General features: G+C 67.2%; 16 protein-coding genes. 8 read left to right on the top strand and 8 right to left on the bottom strand.

Annotated features, from left to right (window positions below):
- Nucleotides 1-122 precede the first annotated feature (122 nt).
- On the top strand, nucleotides 123-1,745 hold the full coding sequence (locus tag DT069_RS18330; RefSeq protein ID WP_119461782.1) for a sensor histidine kinase: 1,623 nt from the start codon (nucleotides 123-125) through the stop codon (nucleotides 1,743-1,745).
- Here the strand turns inward: DT069_RS18330 and DT069_RS18325 are convergent.
- Nucleotides 1,742-2,935 carry an amidase gene (locus DT069_RS18325; RefSeq protein ID WP_119461781.1) on the bottom strand — a complete coding sequence of 398 codons (1,194 nt, stop codon included), beginning with the start codon at nucleotides 2,933-2,935 and terminating at the stop codon, nucleotides 1,742-1,744. The two genes, DT069_RS18330 and DT069_RS18325, sit on opposite strands and share 4 nt — an antisense overlap.
- 98 nt (nucleotides 2,936-3,033) lie before the next feature.
- On the opposite strand from DT069_RS18325, the gene DT069_RS18320 reads away from it, so the two are divergent.
- Entirely contained in the window at nucleotides 3,034-3,828 is a 795-nt protein-coding gene (locus tag DT069_RS18320) for a phosphodiesterase (RefSeq protein WP_119461780.1), read from the top strand.
- A gap of 14 nt (nucleotides 3,829-3,842) precedes the next feature.
- Here the strand turns inward: DT069_RS18320 and DT069_RS24715 are convergent, their stop codons facing one another.
- Nucleotides 3,843-4,112, bottom strand: coding sequence for a hypothetical protein (locus tag DT069_RS24715; protein ID WP_162913279.1), 270 nt, complete (start codon nucleotides 4,110-4,112; stop codon nucleotides 3,843-3,845).
- A gap of 219 nt (nucleotides 4,113-4,331) precedes the next feature.
- On the opposite strand from DT069_RS24715, the gene DT069_RS18310 reads away from it, so the two are divergent.
- On the top strand, nucleotides 4,332-5,828 hold the full coding sequence (locus DT069_RS18310) for a CoA-acylating methylmalonate-semialdehyde dehydrogenase (protein ID WP_119461778.1): 1,497 nt from the start codon (nucleotides 4,332-4,334) through the stop codon (nucleotides 5,826-5,828).
- A gap of 9 nt (nucleotides 5,829-5,837) precedes the next feature.
- Here the strand turns inward: DT069_RS18310 and DT069_RS18305 are convergent, their stop codons facing one another.
- Nucleotides 5,838-6,641, bottom strand: coding sequence for an LssY C-terminal domain-containing protein (locus tag DT069_RS18305; RefSeq protein ID WP_119461777.1), 804 nt, complete (start codon nucleotides 6,639-6,641; stop codon nucleotides 5,838-5,840).
- Nucleotides 6,642-6,829: 188 nt separating this feature from the next.
- Between DT069_RS18305 and DT069_RS18300 the strand changes: the two genes are divergently transcribed.
- Nucleotides 6,830-8,830 (top strand): oxidoreductase, encoded by a 2,001-nt coding sequence (locus DT069_RS18300; protein WP_425450361.1) that lies wholly within the window; start codon nucleotides 6,830-6,832, stop codon nucleotides 8,828-8,830.
- A 2-nt stretch (nucleotides 8,831-8,832) separates the two neighbouring features.
- On the top strand, nucleotides 8,833-9,573 hold the full coding sequence (locus tag DT069_RS18295) for a GNAT family N-acetyltransferase (protein ID WP_119461775.1): 741 nt from the start codon (nucleotides 8,833-8,835) through the stop codon (nucleotides 9,571-9,573).
- Between the two features lie 4 nt (nucleotides 9,574-9,577).
- Here the strand turns inward: DT069_RS18295 and DT069_RS24710 are convergent, their stop codons facing one another.
- Nucleotides 9,578-9,754, bottom strand: a complete 177-nt coding sequence (locus DT069_RS24710; RefSeq protein WP_162913278.1) for a hypothetical protein — start codon at nucleotides 9,752-9,754, stop codon at nucleotides 9,578-9,580.
- 95 nt (nucleotides 9,755-9,849) lie between these two features.
- On the opposite strand from DT069_RS24710, the gene lhpI reads away from it, so the two are divergent.
- Nucleotides 9,850-10,800 carry a bifunctional Delta(1)-pyrroline-2-carboxylate/Delta(1)-piperideine-2-carboxylate reductase gene (gene lhpI / locus DT069_RS18290; protein WP_119461938.1) on the top strand — a complete coding sequence of 317 codons (951 nt, stop codon included), beginning with the start codon at nucleotides 9,850-9,852 and terminating at the stop codon, nucleotides 10,798-10,800.
- Here lhpI and DT069_RS18285 read toward each other — a convergent pair whose 3' ends face one another.
- Nucleotides 10,801-11,970: an MFS transporter gene (locus DT069_RS18285; protein ID WP_119461774.1), complete on the bottom strand. Its 1,170-nt coding sequence runs from the start codon at nucleotides 11,968-11,970 to the stop codon at nucleotides 10,801-10,803.
- A 180-nt stretch (nucleotides 11,971-12,150) separates the two neighbouring features.
- On the opposite strand from DT069_RS18285, the gene DT069_RS18280 reads away from it, so the two are divergent.
- Together DT069_RS18280 and DT069_RS18275 are read left to right on the top strand one after the other, a co-directional pair.
- Nucleotides 12,151-13,545, top strand: a complete 1,395-nt coding sequence (locus tag DT069_RS18280; protein WP_119461773.1) for an amidase — start codon at nucleotides 12,151-12,153, stop codon at nucleotides 13,543-13,545.
- A 95-nt stretch (nucleotides 13,546-13,640) separates the two neighbouring features.
- Nucleotides 13,641-14,027, top strand: a complete 387-nt coding sequence (locus tag DT069_RS18275; protein ID WP_119461772.1) for a DUF983 domain-containing protein — start codon at nucleotides 13,641-13,643, stop codon at nucleotides 14,025-14,027.
- 34 nt (nucleotides 14,028-14,061) lie between these two features.
- Here the strand turns inward: DT069_RS18275 and DT069_RS18270 are convergent, their stop codons facing one another.
- Genes DT069_RS18270 through DT069_RS18260 form a run of 3 tightly spaced genes read right to left on the bottom strand, consistent with a single transcriptional unit; the run spans nucleotide 14,062 to nucleotide 17,143 of the window.
- Nucleotides 14,062-15,090: a zinc-binding dehydrogenase gene (locus DT069_RS18270; RefSeq protein ID WP_119461771.1), complete on the bottom strand. Its 1,029-nt coding sequence runs from the start codon at nucleotides 15,088-15,090 to the stop codon at nucleotides 14,062-14,064.
- An 8-nt stretch (nucleotides 15,091-15,098) separates the two neighbouring features.
- Entirely contained in the window at nucleotides 15,099-15,869 is a 771-nt protein-coding gene (locus DT069_RS18265; RefSeq protein ID WP_119461770.1) for an SDR family NAD(P)-dependent oxidoreductase, read from the bottom strand.
- The gene (locus DT069_RS18260) at nucleotides 15,869-17,143 is read right to left on the bottom strand and encodes a beta-ketoacyl-ACP synthase (RefSeq protein ID WP_119461769.1); all 1,275 of its coding nucleotides are present in this window, start codon (nucleotides 17,141-17,143) and stop codon (nucleotides 15,869-15,871) included. The genes DT069_RS18265 and DT069_RS18260 overlap by 1 nt, the downstream gene beginning before the upstream one ends.
- Nucleotides 17,144-17,154 lie beyond the last annotated feature (11 nt).

The following is a 17,154-nucleotide window of genomic DNA, read 5'->3' as shown; positions in this document are numbered from 1 at the left end:
GGATCGTCGACTTCCTCCAGTCCGGACCACACCATGCCGCCCATATGCCTTGACCAGACTCAGCCGCTATCCGGATCCTGGAGGCTGGGACGGATCGCCACGGACCCTGGACGATCGCGGCCATGACTGGCCGGAGCGATGATCAGGCCGCGTTGACCCAGGCGCAACTGCTCGCGGCGCTGGAGAGCGTTCCCTACGGCTTTGCCCTGTTCGATTCCGACGATCGCCTCACGCTCTGGAACAGTACCTATGCCAGCTTCTTTCCCCAACTAGCCGACTTGCTCGATACACGCCTGCGCTTCGAAGAGCTTGTTCGAGTGTCGATCGAACGGGGGGTCTATGCTGGCGACCGAGAAGAGATCGAAGCCTCCGCCGAAACCCGGCTCGCGGCGCACCGCGCACCGGAGGGCCCACGCGAGCTGTGGCTCGCCGACGGCCGATATGTTCAGATCGTCGAACGCAGGATGTCGGACGGATCGACCGTCTGCGTCTGGACCGATATCACCGATCTGTGGCGGCATGAGAACGCGCTTGCAATCATCGTCGGCCATCGATCCTCCGGCTCGTCGTTCTTGCAGGCCGCCGGGCAGGCTCTTGCGGTCGGTTTCGGTTGCCGCTGGGCCGGTGTCACCGAATTGCTTCCCGACGGGCGGCAGGTCCGACTGCTTTCCCATTGGAGCGATGGCGCGCCCGGCAATCTGTTCACCTACGAGCTCGCCGGAACACCCTGCGCCGCGGTGTATGACGACCGACCGTATTGCTTCTTTCCGAATCGCGTCGCCGATCTCTTCCCCGACGATCGCTTTCTGGCTGACATTGGGGCAGTGAGCTATCAAGGTAAGGCGTTCTTGGACGATGCCGGCCGGAGAATCGGCCATGTCTTCGCCATGGACGACAAGCCCCACGCCCACAGCGATCGCGGCGAGCAGCTTGTCCACCTGATCGCCAACTCGGTCGGAATGGAACTGCAGCGGCGGCAGGCTGAACAGGCCCTACGCGAAGCCAAGGAAGCGGCGGAACAGGCGAGCCGGGCGAAGGGCGAGTTTCTGGCCAATATGAGCCACGAGCTGCGCACGCCGCTGAACGCCATCATCGGCTTTTCCGAGATCATGCGAGGTGGCGTGCTCGGCCCGCTGGGCAACGCGCAATATCGCGAATATGCCGGTCATATCTGCCAGAGCGGCAACCATCTGCTGTCGCTGATCAATGACATTCTCGATGTATCCAAGGCCGGAGCCGGAAAGATCGAACTGTTCGAGGAGCCGGTCGACTGCGCCGTTCTGGTGGACTGCTGCCTCAATCTGATCGAGAACAGCGCCGTTCGCGGCGGCGTCACGCTGCACAGCGAACTGCCGCCGGCGCTGCCGCGACTGTTCGCCGACGAGCGGCGGCTGAAACAGGTGCTGATCAACCTCCTCTCGAATGCGGTCAAATTCACTCCGAGCGGCGGCTCGATCACCGTCTCGGCGGGCGCGGACCCGCAGCAGGGCTTTGTCTTCACAGTCGCGGACACCGGAATCGGCATCGCGGCTGAGGACATGGAACAGATCATGCAGCCCTTCGGCCAAGTCGATTGCTCATTGAGCCGCAAGTCCGATGGCGCCGGCCTTGGCCTGCCCCTCACCAAGTCGCTTGTCGAACTCCATGGCGGCACGCTGAGTCTCGAGAGCAAGGTTGGAGCAGGCACCACGGCGACGGTGCGACTGCCCGCCCGGCGCATCATTCCTACGGTGGTCGCCGGTTAGATATTCAGCCGCCGCGCCAATTCCCGCGCGAGATCGAGCAGCGCGCGGTCGGCGCCACGCCGGGCGATCAGGGAAAATCCGACAGGACAGCCCTCGATTTGTGCCGCCGGCAGGCTCACCTGCGGCAGCCGGGCCAAGCCGGCAATGCAGGTGAGGCTGAGCGTCCGGTCTCGGAACTGCTGTGACGCCTCCGCCGGCTGATCGCGCAACGGAGCAATGCTGGGGGCCGAAGGCAGGCACAGCACCGCGCCGTCGGCCAGGAGTCCGTCCAGCCGGGCGGTGAAGGCCTCGCGCCGCGCCGCCTCGTCGCCGGCCGGCGTCTCGGCGACCGACTTTGCCCAGGCGAACCGGGCGGCGATCTCCGGCCCAAAGCGCGGCTTTGCCGATTCGATCCAGTCGCCGTGGGTGGCCCAGATCTCACGCGCCTGCAGGATGCGGAAGACGGTCATCCAGGCACCGAGCCCCCCGCCTTCGCCGCCCACATCCACCGGTTTCGCCGGACCGAGAAGGGTGGTCGCGGCATCCACTGCCGGCCGAAGCGCGGCTCGGACAGGCTCCTCCGCCAGGGCGAAGGCATCTTCGGCGACGCACAGGGTCGTGAGCCGCGCCGGAGTCGGATCCGGCCCGAGCAGGACCGCTCCCACACGGGCCAGCAAATCGGCGTCGCGGGCGAACCAGCCGACCACGTCGAAGCTGGGCGCGAGCGGCACGACCCGCGCGGCCGGCACGCGGCCGTGGCTCGGTCGCAAGCCGAAGATGCCGCACAGGCTGGCCGGAAGACGGATCGAGCCGCCGGTGTCGGAGCCGAGGGCGAAATCCACCAGGCCGCCGGCCACCGCCGCCGCCGACCCGCTCGACGAGCCGCCGGGAATCCGGCCCGGGGCGTTGACGTTCTTGGGCGTTCCGTAATGGAAATTCTCGCCGTTGAGGCTGTAGGCCAGTTCGTCGGTAATCGTCTTGCCGATCATCGTGGCGCCGGCGGCGACGAGCGCTTCGACCGCCGGGGCGGTCGCGGGAGCGGGAGCGTGTGTCGCCAGCCAGTCCGGATTGCCGGCGCCGGTGACATGGCGGGCGACATCGAAGATGTCCTTGGCGGCGAAGCGCAGCCCAGCAAGCGGGCCCGTCCGCGCGCCCGGCAGGACCGCCTCGACCTGCTGCATGAAGGCGCCCAGCGGATCGTCGATCGGCATTGCTATGTCTCCCCCGCTGCTGGTCCCGTCATTCGAATGTCGCTATCCTTTATAGAGGGAGTTCACGGACCGGCAACCCTGAGAACGCGGTCGAGCCTATGCTTCTCGCCCAGATCAGCGATCTGCACGTCACCGCCGCCGGCCACCGTCTGTTCGACCGTTTGGACACGGGCGCCTATCTCGCGCGGGCGATCGATCATCTCAAGGGGCTGCGGCCGCGTCCCGATCTCGTTCTGGTAACCGGGGATCTGGTCGATGGCGGCGCGGTCTCGGAGTACGAGCATCTTCGCGCGCGGCTTGCAGCACTGGACTTGCCCTATCGGCTGATGCCCGGCAATCATGACGACCGGGACAGCCTGCGCGCGGTCTTCGCCGACCATTGCTATCTTCGGGCAGGGACGTTCATGAACTATGTCGTGGACGAATTTCCGCTGCGGATCATCGCTCTCGACACGGTGGTTGCAGGCGAAACCGGCGGACTGCTCTGCCGCGAGCGGCTGGCTTGGCTCGAGGCGCGGCTCGCCGAAGCTCCGGCGGAGCCGACGGTGATTGCGATGCATCATCCGCCCTTCGTCAGCGGCATCGCCGAGATGGATGCGATCAACTGCGCGAACAGCGCGGCACTCGGTACGATCGTCGCCCGCAACCCGCAGATCGAGCGCATCCTCTGCGGCCATATCCATCGGCCGATCTGCCTGCGCTGGCACGGAACGGTCGTGACCACGGCGCCCGGCACGGCCCATCAGGTCTTGCTCGACGTCGATCCGGATGCGCCGGTCTCATGGATCCTCGAGCCGCCCGCCTGCCACCTCCATCACTGGTGGCCGGAAGACGGCCTCGTCACCCATGTCAGCTATATCGGCGACTACGGCCCGGCACACGCTTACGGGTGAGGGGGCGACGAAGGTTAGATCGTGATCCGGTCGTCCGACCGCGACGGGGGCTGCGGCACGGGCTCGGCCTCCTCCCGCTTGCGGCGGAGGATGATGTCGCCCTCTTCCGTCAGTTCCGGCGGCTCATATTGCGGGATCGACTGGATGAAAAGGTCGAGTGCCTGCAAGACCGTCGCCAACCCCTCCGCGGCAAGCGCGCCCGGCGACCGGTCGGCCTCGTCCCTGTCTTGCGCCTGAACGCCGCTCGACGCCGTCAGAAGCAACGCCAGGGCCGTAATCGTCATGAAACTCCGCATCGGCACCTCGCTCCATACCCGCCCGGCGTCCGCCGGGCCCCATCCGCTGCATATAGGGTCGCGCCCGCGGCTTTTCAGCGGCCACGCCGCACCGACGCCCTTTGCGCCGCGCTCCATCGATGGGATACTTTGCCGCGCATACAGCAAAATCGAAACGCACAACCGCAGGGCGGGCGACAGGACGATCTTGCGGCGGGAGAGACAGTCATGGCGAAGAGCTTGCATCATTTCATCAACGGCGCACGCGTCGAGGGGGCGAGCGGCCGGTTCGGCGACGTGTTCAACCCGGCGACCGGCGAGGTCGCAAGTCGCGTCCCGCTGGCCTCGACCGCCGAGGTTGGCCAAGCCGTCGCCGCCGCAGCAGCAGCCTTTCCCGCCTGGGCGGCGACGCCGCCGCTGCGCCGGGCGCGCGTGCTGTTCAACTTCAAGGCACTGGTCGAGGCCAATCTCGACGAATTCGCCGCGCTGGTGACGGCCGAACACGGCAAGGTGCTGAGCGACGCCAAGGGCTCCTGCCAGCGCGGGCTGGAGGTGGTCGAGTTCGCCTGCGGCATTCCGCAGCTCCTCAAGGGCGAGTTCACCGAGAATGTCGGCACCGCCGTGGACAGCTGGTCGGTGCGCCAGCCCTTGGGGGTGGTCGCCGGGATCACCCCGTTCAACTTCCCCGCCATGGTCCCGATGTGGATGTTCCCGATCGCGCTCGCCTGCGGCAACAGCTTCATCCTAAAGCCGTCCGAGCGCGACCCGTCGGCCGGCCTGTTCATGGCCGAGATGCTGAAGCAGGCCGGCCTGCCCGACGGCGTCTTCAATGTGGTCAATGGCGACAAGGAGGCGGTCGACGCGCTGCTCCATCATCCCGACGTCGCCGCCGTCAGCTTCGTCGGCTCGACGCCGATCGCCGAGTACATCTATCACACCGCCGCCGCGCAGAATAAGCGGGTGCAGGCGCTGGGCGGGGCCAAGAACCACATGGTGGTGATGCCGGACGCGGACCTTGATCAGGCGACCGACGCGCTGATGGGCGCCGCCTACGGCTCGGCCGGCGAGCGCTGCATGGCCGTCTCGGTCGCGGTCGCGGTCGGTGGCGTCGGCGATGCCCTGATCGAGCGGCTGGAGCCGCGGGTGCGGGCGCTCAAGGTCGGCCCCGGCGCCGACCCGGAGGCGGAGATGGGCCCGCTCGTCACCAAGCAGCATCTCGAGAAGGTGCGCGGCTATGTCGATCTGGGCGTCGAGGAAGGCGCCAAGCTGGTGGTCGACGGCCGCGGCCTGAAGCTGCAGGGCTACGAGAACGGCTATTTCCTCGGCGGCTGCCTGTTCGACCAGGTGACGCCGGAGATGCGGATCTATAAGGAGGAGATCTTCGGCCCCGTGCTCTCGGTCGTGCGCGCGCCCGACTATGACAGCGCGGTTCGCCTCGTGAATGAGCACGAGTTCGGCAATGGCGCGGCGATCTTCACCCGCGACGGCGATGCCGCCCGCGACTTCTCGGCGAAGATCGACATCGGCATGGTCGGCGTCAACGTGCCGATCCCGGTGCCGATGGCCTTCCATAGCTTCGGCGGCTGGAAGCGCTCCCTCTTCGGCGACCATCATATGCACGGCCCCGAGGGCGTACGCTTCTACACCAAGCTGAAGACCATCACCTCCCGCTGGCCCACCGGCATCCGCGCCGGCGCCGAGTTCGTCATGCCGACGATGCGGTAGGGGCAATCCTCACAACAGGGTCCGCGCCCACGCCCAGACCCGGTTCTTCAATGTCACCGGGGCAGGATTGGGCAGCCGCTCCGGCGGTTGCGACCGAGGCGCATTCCCGTGGGACAGGACGGCGACGGTCACCTCGCCGTCCGTGAAGTAGCGGTCGCCCTCGCCGTTGCGGCCCAGCAGCGTCGGGCCGACGCCGGTCACCTGGTAGAGGTGCGTCACCTGCCCGGCGCGGACGAGATCGGTCATCAGCGCCGCGCGCTCGGCGTCGATATCGGGCGCGATGTGATGGGTCACCTGCCCGGTCCGATGGCCGATGCCGACGCCGCGGTCGAACGTCGCCGCGCCGAGCCAGAACGGACGGCCGTCGACGCCGAGCGCGTCCGAGCGCCACAACCGCACATGGTGCCGTTCCCGCGCGCTAGCGCCGACCGCCTGCTCGAAGGCCAGATCCTGGCGCCGGCCCCACAGGAACAGGGGGCTGACCGGCGCGGTCGGATCGGCTCGCCGGAGCAGCACGCTCTCCACGATTGCTAGGCTGGTGCGCAGCGTGATTGGGTCCGCCGGTGCCCAGCCCGCGGTCAGAAAGGCGCGCACGACCTCCTCCTGCCTGCCCACCAGCCCGATATTCAACGGATCGCCCGGCAGGCCCGCCGCGGTCGTGGTCTTCTTCGGGGCGCCTTCCATTGCCGGATGATGCTCGTAATGGCGCCAGAGGGCCGGCGCGACGCCATAGGCCAGCACCGCATAGCCGAGCGGCGCTACCAGCAGGGCACCGACAGCGCGGCGGCGCCACTTGGTTTGCGATGGCCGCAAAAGACCTCCAAACAAACCGGCCGCGCCCGATAAATCCACTATATGCCTCTCCGGACGGAGAAGCCGAGCCTCAATTCCCTTTGACCCGCCTAGCCGCCACGCCGTAGCCTTTCTGTACGAATGTGCGGTCGAATTTCTCTCGCCTCCTCGAGGGAGATGGAGCGAAGGCGAGGGGTTGCAGCGGTAAGATGGAGCAACAATCAGTGTCCCAGCCCTTCCCTCACCTCTTCCAGCCTCTCACCCTGCGGCACAAGACGCTGAAGCATCGGCTGAACTTCGGCGCGCATACGGCGAATATGAGCGTCGAGGGCCTCCCGGGCGAGCGGCATCTCGGCTATTACCGGGAGCGGGCACGCGGCGGGGCCGCAATGATCGTGGTCGAGCCGGTGCCGCCGCACCGGACGGGCGTTCTGACGCGCGGCAATTTCCGGCCGGACGACGATGCGGTGATTCCGCATTTCCGGCGCATCACCGATGTCTGCCACGAGCACGGCACGGTGATGATCCAGCAGATCTATCATGTCGGCGCGCATGGCGAGTGGCACAACTCGTTCGAGCCGAGCTGGTCGCCCTCGGGCAGACCCTCGATGCATGATTCCGACGGCAGCCACGCCATGACGGAGCTGGAGATCGAGGAGATCGTCGACTCCTTCGCCCGGGCGGCGCGGCGGGCGAAGCAGGCAGGCTTCGACGGCTGCGAGCTGATGGCCGCCTATAACGCGATCATCGAGCAGTTCTGGTCGCCGCTGACCAATCGCCGGGACGATGGCTGGGGCGGCAGCTTCGAAAACCGGATGCGCTTCTCGACCGCGATCCTGGAACGCATTCGAGCCTATTGCGGCGACGACTTCATCGTCGGCATGGCGATCAGCGTCGACCCGACGCAGCCGAAGGTCATGTCGGTCGCCGATCAGCAGGAAATCGCCGCCTGGCACGATGCCCGCGGCCTGTACGACTACGTGACGGTCGGCACGGGCAGCTATTACGACTTCACCCGCATCATTCCCCCCTTCGTCTATGAGGACAAGCTGGGTCCGCCCTTCGCGGAAGCCATCAAGGGCGTGGTGAAGCATGTCCGCGTCCAGGCCGAGAGCCATATCCGCACACCGGAAAACGCCGATTACGTGATCGCCTCCGGCCAGGCCGACATGGTCAGTATTGTGCGCGGGCAGATCGCCGACCCGCATCTCGCCAATAAGGCGTACCAGGGCCGGCCGGAGGACATCCGCCCCTGCATCTCCTGCAACCAGATGTGCTGGGGCCGGCGGTCGCGCGATTATTGGATCTCCTGCCTCATCAATCCCTCCGCGGGACGCGAATTCCAGTGGGACGGCGACCGGTTCGAGCGGGCCGAGACGCCGCGCCGGGTCCTAGTCGTGGGCGGCGGCCCGGCAGGGTTGGAGGCAGCGCGCGTCGCCGCCGAACGCGGCCATCACGTGACACTGGCAGAGGCCTCCGACAAGCTCGGCGGGCAGTTCCGCCTCGCCGGCGAGCAGCCGCGCCGGGCGCAGATCCTCGATTTCCTCGGCTGGTACGAGACGCAGCTCGAGAAATTCCAGGTCGCCACCCAGCTCAACAGCTACATGGAGGCGGACGAGATTCGCGCCTTTGGTGCGGATACGGTGGTGCTCGCCACCGGTTCGCTTCCGACCGGCACCGGCTATCAGCGCGCCCTTCCCGATGTGGCGCAGATGCCGGGAATCGAGCGCGGCAATGCCTGGTCGGTCGAGGATGTGATGGGCCGCGCCGCGCGGCTCGGCAAGCGCGTGCTGCTGCTCGACGACGGCGGCAACTGGCGCGGGGCCGGCACCGCCTGGTCCATGGCGGAACGCGGTCATGAAGTGACGCTGATGACACCCGACTCGACGGTCGCGCGCGAGCTGATCCATACCGGGACGGAGTTTCCGCTGCGACGCAAGCTGCGCGAGCTCGGCGTCCGGTTCATGACCGATTCCGCGGTCGCCGAATGGCATGGGGACGGCGCCACGATTCTCGACCTGCTGACCGGGACCATGGAGCGGCAGCCGTTCGACAGCCTCGTCCTGAACACGCCGAACCTCGCGGAGGCCAGCCTTGTCGAGGAGCTGCGTGAGTCCGGCCTAGAGATCCACGCGATCGGCGACTGCGTCGCACCGCGCCATGCGCCGGCGGCGATCTATGAAGGGCGGAAGCTCGGTCGGGCATTGTAGAGATGACAGTCAACCGGAATCCTCTGGGCCAGCCGGTCGGCTCTCCGCTTGCCTATTGGACGGCGCGGTCGGCGCCACCGCGTAGCGCGATGGAGGGTCGCTTCTGCCGCCTCGAGCCGCTCGACCCTGACCGCCACGCCGCCGATTTCCATGCCGCCACGCGGGCGGACGGCGAAGGGCGGATCTGGACCTATCTGCCCTACGGCCCGTTCGAGATGTTGGAAGAATTCCGGAACTGGATGCGAGTGAGCTGTGCCGGCGACGATCCCTTCTTCCACGCCATCACCGAGCAGGAGAGCGGCCGCGCCTTGGGCGTGGCGAGCTATCTGCGGATCGACACCCGCGCCGGGGTGATCGAGGTGGGGCACATCAACTACGCTCCGGCGCTTCAGCGGACTGCGGCAGCGACGGAAGCGATGTATCTGATGATGCGGCGTGTCTTCGCCGAGCTGGGCTACCGCCGATATGAGTGGAAGTGCGATGCGCTGAACGCGCCGTCGCGCGCGGCCGCCGAACGGCTCGGCTTCACCTTCGAAGGCATCTTCCGGCAGGCGACTATCTATAAGGGGCGCAATCGCGACACCGCCTGGTATTCGATCATCGACCAGGACTGGCCGGCGCTCGAAGCCGCGTTCGAGCGATGGCTCGCTCCGGCGAATTTCGACGCCGCCGGCCGCCAGCGGGAGAGTCTCTCCGCCCTCACCGGCGCCGCGCTCGGCCGCTCCTCACCCGTCTCTGGATAACGGCTCAGTAGCCGCCGCCGGTACCGCCACCCGTACTGCCGCCCATGCCGCCGTCGCTATCGTCTTCGTCGTCCCCGCGCTGGCCGAACATGCCGTTGGACTCGCAGGCGGCGAGCGCAGGCAGGGCGAGCAGCGCCATGATCCACCCGATCAGCCGCCGCCGTTCGATCCGTTCTGCCATCGGAACCTCCGTCTTGCAGTCCCGCGCCGCCCGCGATTTGATCCGCTAGAATGACATGGTTGCAGCGTCGCGGAAAATCCATGGAGCCCCTGCGCATGAGAGTCGTCCCCGCTGAAGAGGTCCACCGCCTGCTCGACTATCCTGCGCTCGTCGAAGCGCTCCGCGATCTGTTCCGCCGCGGGGTCGATCGGATGGAGCGAATCGGGCTGGCGCAACCGCTGCCCGACGGGCGGCAGAACGATTGGCTGCTGCTGCCGGCCTGGCAGTTCGACCGCCATTACGGCGTGAAGCTGGTCAGCGTCTTCCCCGAGAACGCGGCCAAGAACCTCGAGTCGATCCAGGGCGTCTATCTGCTGTTCGACGGGACCAGCGGCCTGCCGCTCGCCGTGATCGACGGAGCGGCGCTGACGCTGCGCAAGACGGCGGCGAACTCGGCGCTCGCGGCAAGCTATCTCGCGCGCGAGGAAGCGCAGTCGCTTCTCATGGTCGGCGCCGGCGCGCTCGCGCCTCATCTGATCCAGGCGCATACCGCCGTACGGCCGATCCGGCGCGTGCGGATCTGGAACCGCACACCCACCCGCGCGCAGGAGGTCGCCGCGCATCTTGCGGTGCAGGACTGGACCCGCGACATCGACATCGCCGTGACGGAGACCATCGAGGACGCGACGCGCGACGCAGACGTGATTTCCTGCGCGACGATGGCGACGACGCCGTTGGTTCGTGGCGACTGGCTTCGGCCCGGGACCCATCTCGATCTGGTGGGCGGCTTCCGTCCCGACATGCGGGAGGCCGATGACGCGGCCATCCGCCGGGCCCGCATCTTCGTCGACGCGCGCTTCACCACGCTGGAGCAGGCCGGCGATATCTGTCAGCCCTTGGCCTCCGGCCTGATCGCCGAGGCCGACATCACCGATACGTTCCAGCTCGCCCGCCGCGAGCGGCCGGGGCGCCGCACGGCGGACGAGATCACCCTCTTCAAGTCCGGCGGCGGCGGACATGAGGATCTCGGCACCGCCCAGCATCTGATGGCGAAGCTGGGCATATGACTATTCGGGATCCCGCCCTGCCAATCTGGCGCGCAGCAGGCTGAACAGCAGGAAGGCCGCGGCGACTGTGCCGACAGTGACGACGAGCCCATTCCCGCCCCAGATATCCATCGCGAAGCCCGATATGACCGGGCCGGAGATGCTGCCGATCTCGTAGATCATCACGAAGGCGGTGTTGGCGCCGGCGAGCTGTGCCGCCGGGAACCGCCGGCCAAGCAAGGTGAGGCCGACGGTATAGAGACCGAAGGTCGTGCCGCCCCACAGGAACATCATGATCCAGAGCAGCGGTCCGTGGGGCAACAGCACCGGCAGCAGCAGAATGCCGATGACTCCGGCCGCTGTGCAGCCGATCAGCACCGTACGCGGGTTCGTGTGATCGGCCAACCAGCCGAGCGGCATCTGCAGGACGAGGTTGCCGGCGACGAAAACGCTCAGCATCTGCACCGCGAGCGCCTGGTCGAAGCCGGCCCGCAAGCCGTAGACCGGCAGCATCACGAACAGGCTGATGTCGATGAAGCCGGCAGCGAGTGCCCCCAGCATCACAGTGGGCGCAAAAACGACCAGCCGCCACAGGCGAATGTCCGGCCGATGCGGCAAGGGCGGCGCCAGATCACGGGCAAGAAGCAAGGGGACCGCCGATAATGCGATGCAGAGGGCGACCAGTACGAACGGCAACCAGCCCTCGATGCCAATGAGGCTGACGATCAGCGGCCCGACCGTGAAGCCGGCGGCGATGACGGTCGCATAGACACCCATGACCCGGCCGCGGGTGCGATCGGAGGCGACGGTGTTGACCCAGGTTTCCGTCACCACCCAATGCACCGCCGTCGCCAAGCCGATCACGAAGCGCAGGACGAACCAGACCCACAGGGTCGGCAGTAGCGGGAATAGAAGAATCGCGACGGTGCCGACCGCCAGCGCCACATACATGGACCGCAGGGTTCCAAGCCAGCCGATAAGACGCGGCAGAAAAGGGCCGATCAGCAGCACGGCGGCCGGAGACATGGCGGAATTCATGCCGATCAACCCCGCATCGACGCCGTCCTGCTCCAGCCGCAGCGCGATCAGCGGAATCATGGCGCCGAAACCGACGCCGACCCCGAGCACGCCCGCAATGGGAGCGCTTAAACTCAGCCAGCGTTGCCGTTCGGTGAGGGCGTCGGTGGACATGGCGATACCGGTAAACGGGGGTGAGCCCGGAGGGAGCGGCAGTCTACAGCCGCCGGGAGCCAACGCGCCAGCCCCGCGACCTGTTCCTCTTCCCTCCTGACCGTCGCCCGCTCGACAAACCCGCCCATGCCGTGCCAGAAATCAACATTCGTCATACCAAGCACAGGGAGAACAGCTTTCATGTCGCGCGATCTCGCCTTGATGCCCGCTACCGAGCTTCTGGACAACTACCGGACCAAGCGGCTCTCCCCAGTCGAGGCGACGCAGGCCGCGCTGAAGCGCATCACCGAGCTGAACGGAACGCTGAACGCCTTCTGCCTGGTGGACGAGACGGCGGCGCTTACCGCCGCCCGGGCGTCGGAGCAACGCTGGCAGGAGGGCAGGCCGCAAGGCCTGCTGGACGGCGTTCCCACAACGGTGAAGGACCTGGTGTTGACCAAGGGGTGGCCGACCTTGCGCGGCTCCAGGGCCGTGTCACCGGACCAGCCCTGGGACGAGGACGCGCCGGCTGTCGCACGGCTGCGCGAGCACAATGCCGTGCTGCTGGGCAAGACGACGACACCGGAGTTCGGCTGGAAGGGCGTGACCGACAACCCGCTCACGGGCATCACCCGCAACCCGTGGAACCCGGAGAAGACCCCCGGCGGCAGCAGTGGCGGTGCGGCGGTCGCGGCAGCGACCGGCATGGGGGCACTGCATATCGGCACCGACGGTGGCGGCTCGATCCGCATCCCGGCGAGCTTCACCGGAATCTTCGGGTTCAAGCAGAGCTTCGGGCGCGTGCCGGCCTATCCGTTGAGCCCGTTCGGCACGGTCGCTCATCTCGGCCCGATGACCCGGACCGTCACCGACGCGGCATTAATGCTGACGGTGCTGGCCGAACCGGACCCGCGCGACTGGTACGCCCTGCCGCCCGATGGACGCGACTATCGCGAGGGTCTCGAGGAGGGCGTCAAGGGCGTGCGCATCGCCTTCAGCCCGACGCTCGGCGGCGCGCGGGTGGAGCCGGAGGTCGCGGCGCTCGTGGCCGATGCCGCGCGGGTTTTCGCCGACTTGGGAGCCCATCTGGAGGAAGCCGATCCGGGCCTCGGCGACAGCTCCGACATCTTCGGCCGCCACTGGTTCCCAGGCGCGGCCAACGCGCTGCGCACCTTCACCCCGGAGCAGCGCAAGCTGATGGACCCGGGGCTGGTCGAGGTCGCCGAGATCGGTGCGCGGCTGTCGGCGCTCGACCACCTCGATGCGGTGAAGCAGCGCGAGGCCATGGGTGTGAAGATGAACCTGTTCCACCAGGACTGGGACCTGCTGCTGACGCCGACCATGCCGTTGACCGCGTTCGAGGCGGGACACGAGACCCCGCTGACCTCGGACGGCGCACGCTGGGTCGATTGGACGCCATTCAGTTACCCGTTCAACCTGACGCGCCAGCCGGCGGCGACGGTCCCCTGCGGCGTCACCAAGGCCGGGCTGCCGGTGGGCTTGCAGATTGTCGGACCGTCCTATGCCGATGCGGCTGTCCTGCGCGCCGCCAGGGCCTTCGAGCGGGCGCGGCCCTTCACGATGCCGGCGATTTAACGACGGCGATGAACGCGGCATCACGTCGCAGGTGACGCGGCACGCTGCGACGACTAATTTCCTGTGCCAAAGAGACGCGGAGAACGGCGATCGCAATGATGGATTACAGACCCGGCACCACCATTTACGGCTCGACCCCCTCCTGGCTCGACTGCTTGCGGCGGGGCTTCTGCCGGCGCTGCCCGCGCTGCGGTGAGGGGCGGCTGTTCTCGGGCTATCTGTCCGTTCCCGAATCCTGCGGCCGATGCCGGCTGGCATTCGACCCGATCCGCGCGGATGACGCACCAGCCTATTTCACGATCTTTCTCGTAGGTCATGTCGTCGTGCCCGGCCTTCTGATGATGGAGCAGTGGTACGCCCCGCCCACTTGGGTGCAGCTCTCGATCTGGTTGCCGGCCACACTGATCCTGACGCTCGGGCTGCTGCCCTATATCAAAGGTGCCGTCATGGCGGCGATCTGGTCGTCGAAGGCGACGGGGTAAATCAGCCGTCAGTCGCAGACTCGATTCTCTCCCGCTAGGGCACCTCGACGATGATCTTGCCGAAGACCTGGCGGTTGTTCAGCCGCTCCAGGCCGGCGCCGAAATCCTGCAGCGGCAGCACGCTGTCGATCACCGGCAGCACCGCGCCCGACGCCATCTTCGCCAGCCCTTCCTGCACGTTGCGGAAGTTGGCGCCGAAGGAGGCGATGATCCGGATCTGCTGCTGGAACAGGTGAAACAGGTTGGTCGGCGCGGTGATGCCGCTGGTCGAGCCGCAGGTCACCAGCCGCCCGCCTTTCTTCAGTGAAAGCAGACTACCGCCCCAGGTATCCGGCCCGACATGCTCGAACACGACGTCGACACCGCGCTTATTGGTCAGCCGGCGGATCACGCCCTCGAAGCGGTCAGTGCGGTAGTTGATTGCGTGATCGGCGCCGAGCGCCGTCACCTTCTCGATCTTGCCGCCGCTGCCGACGGTGGTGAATACGGTCGCGCCGATCGCCTTCGCCATCAGGATCGCCGTTGAGCCGACGCCGCTGCCGCCGGCATGGACTAGGATCGATTCGCCCGACTCCAGCCGCGCATTGTCGAACAGCATGTGCTGCACGGTCGCAAAGGTCACCGGTGCGCAGGCCGCCTGCGGCCAGTCCACGCCATCGGGAATCGGTAGCGCCAAGTGGGCAGGAATCGTAACCGTCTCGGCCGCGATGCCGTCGACATGAAAACCCATGATGCCGCCGATGTTCTCGCACAGGTTCTCGCGCCCCTCGCGGCAAGCGCGACAGACTTGGCAGGTCAGGCCGGCATAGACGACGACCGGTGTGCCGGGCGCCGGGTTGATGACGCCGGGACCGACCGCCTCGACGATGCCCGCACCCTCGACCCCGACGGTGATCGGCAGGCGGCGCTTTGCAAAAGCCATGCCGCGCATCCCCCAGAGGTCGATGTGGTTGAGCGCCACCGCCCTCATGCGGATGCGCACCTGCCCGGCCTCAGGCGGCGGCGGATCGGGCAGTGCCTCGAGCGCGAGGCGCCCCTCCTCGACGAGACGCAAGGCCCGCATGGATTGCCTCAGGGTTGCGCGGCGAGCGTGGCGCCGAGACCGCCGTCGATCTCCAGCGTCGCGCCGTTGATGTAGGCGGCGCGCTCGGAAAGTAGGAAGCCGACCGCCGCGGCGACCTCCTCCGGTTGGCCATAGCGCCCGGCGGGAATCTGCGGCTCGAGCGTCCCCCGCTGTGCGGCATAGGGCTCCAGCATGTCGGTATCGATAAATCCGGGGGCGACATAGTTGGCTGTCACGCCCTTGCGCGCCACCTCCTCGACGACCGAGCGCATATAGCCCAGCATGGCCGCCTTGCTCGCGGCATAGGGCGCGTTGCCGCGCGCGCCGCGTAGCGCCGTCAGCGAGCCGATCAGGACGATGCGCCCCTCGCCGCGCGACGTCATGCCGCGCATTACCGCCTGCAACAGCCGCACCATCGACCAGAAATTCACCTGCATCACCCGCTCCGCCGTCTCCAGATCGACGAGCGCCGACAGCGAATCATAGGTGGTCCCGGCGTTATGGACGAAGCCATAATAGCCGGTCTCGACCTGCTCCAGATCATGCGCCAGCAACTCGACCGCATCGGCATCGGCGAGGTTACAGATCCGCGGCCGCAGTACCGCGCGCGGATGGCGGGCGAGGATCTCATGCTCCAGTTCCCGCGCCGGCTCGGCCGAGGCGTTGAAGGTAAAATCGACGGTATAGCCCTGATCAATGAGCTCATGGACGATCGCGGCACCGATCCCCCGGGCACCGCCAGTAACGAGGACACGCCGGGCTCGGATGCTTGGTGCCATCAGGTTGCCTCCCGGCTGAGAACGAGACTGACGTTCTGCCCGCCGAAGCCGAAGGAGTTCGACAATATGAAGGCGACGTCGGCCCGGCGCGCCTCGTTCGGCACTACGTCGAGCGGGATCGCCGGATCGGGCTGGGCGTAGTTGATTGTCGGCGGCAGCAATCCTTCATTCAGCGTCAAGACCGAGAAGGCCGCCTCTACCGCGCCGGCCGCAGTCAAAGTGTGGCCGATCATCGACTTGTTCGAGCTGACTGGAACGCTCGAAGCGCGTGCTCCGAAGACCTGCTGAATGCCGAAGGATTCCATCTTGTCGTTCTCAGGCGTTCCGGTGCCATGCGCGTTGATGTAATCCACGTCTTCGGGCCCGATGCCTGCATCGGCCAGCGCCCGCTGCATGCAACCGACGATTGCTGCCCCGTTCGGGTTGCTGCGGGTGCGGTGAAAGGTATCGGCCGCCTCGCCGCAGCCGCGGACATAAGCGAGGATCTTGGCGCCGCGGGTCTTGGCATGGTCGGCGTCCTCGAGGACCAGCGCCGCCGCGCCCTCGGCCATGACAAAGCCGTCGCGATTCTTCGAGAACGGCTTCGCCGCCTGCTCCGGAATCTCGTTCGCGGTCGAGAGCGCCGAGAGTAGCGTGAAGCGGATCAGCGCCTCGGCCTGCAGCGACCCGTCGGTGCCGACCGACAGCGCCGCCTTGCTGCCGCGGCGGATCGCCTCGACGCCGAGCTGAATTGCCGTCGCACCCGAAGCGCAGGCGGTCGAGAGAGTGATCGGCGACCCCTGCGTGCCGAACTCCTCCGCCAAACTGTCGGCAATGGTTCCATTGAGGAAGTCGGTATGCATGTCGCCGCAGTCCTGCGCCGCCGCCTGCAGGAGGTCGGCATAGCGCGGCCCGGTCTCGCGAATGCCCGGCATACGCTGCGCCAGTATCATGCGCTGCGGCCAGCCCTGCTCCAGCGGCGGCGAAGCCAGAAACAGCTCGCCGGGGAAGCTCTTCGCCTCGCCGACCCCGCTCTGCGCGATAGCCTCGGCACAGACCTCGCGGGCCAGCGCGAGGCTCAGCGCCGGCACGCTGATCGGATCGAGATCGAGGAAGTCGACCGACCCGCCGATCGTCGTCCGCAGCCCTTCGATCGGAAACCGGGTGAGGCGATGAATACCCGAGCTTCCGGCCACCAGCTTCCGCCAGTTCTCCTGCCGTCCGCGGCCGAGCGACGTGATGATGCCAATCCCGGTCACCGCAACAGGGCGATTGGATGCGCTTTTTCTAGACATCTCTCAATGCC

Source organism: Virgifigura deserti (genome assembly GCA_003576685.1).
Classification (GTDB): domain Bacteria; phylum Pseudomonadota; class Alphaproteobacteria; order Dongiales; family Dongiaceae; genus Virgifigura; species Virgifigura deserti.
The sequence above is the reverse complement of the archived record's forward strand: the minus strand, read 5'-3'. Positions and strand labels throughout refer to the sequence as shown.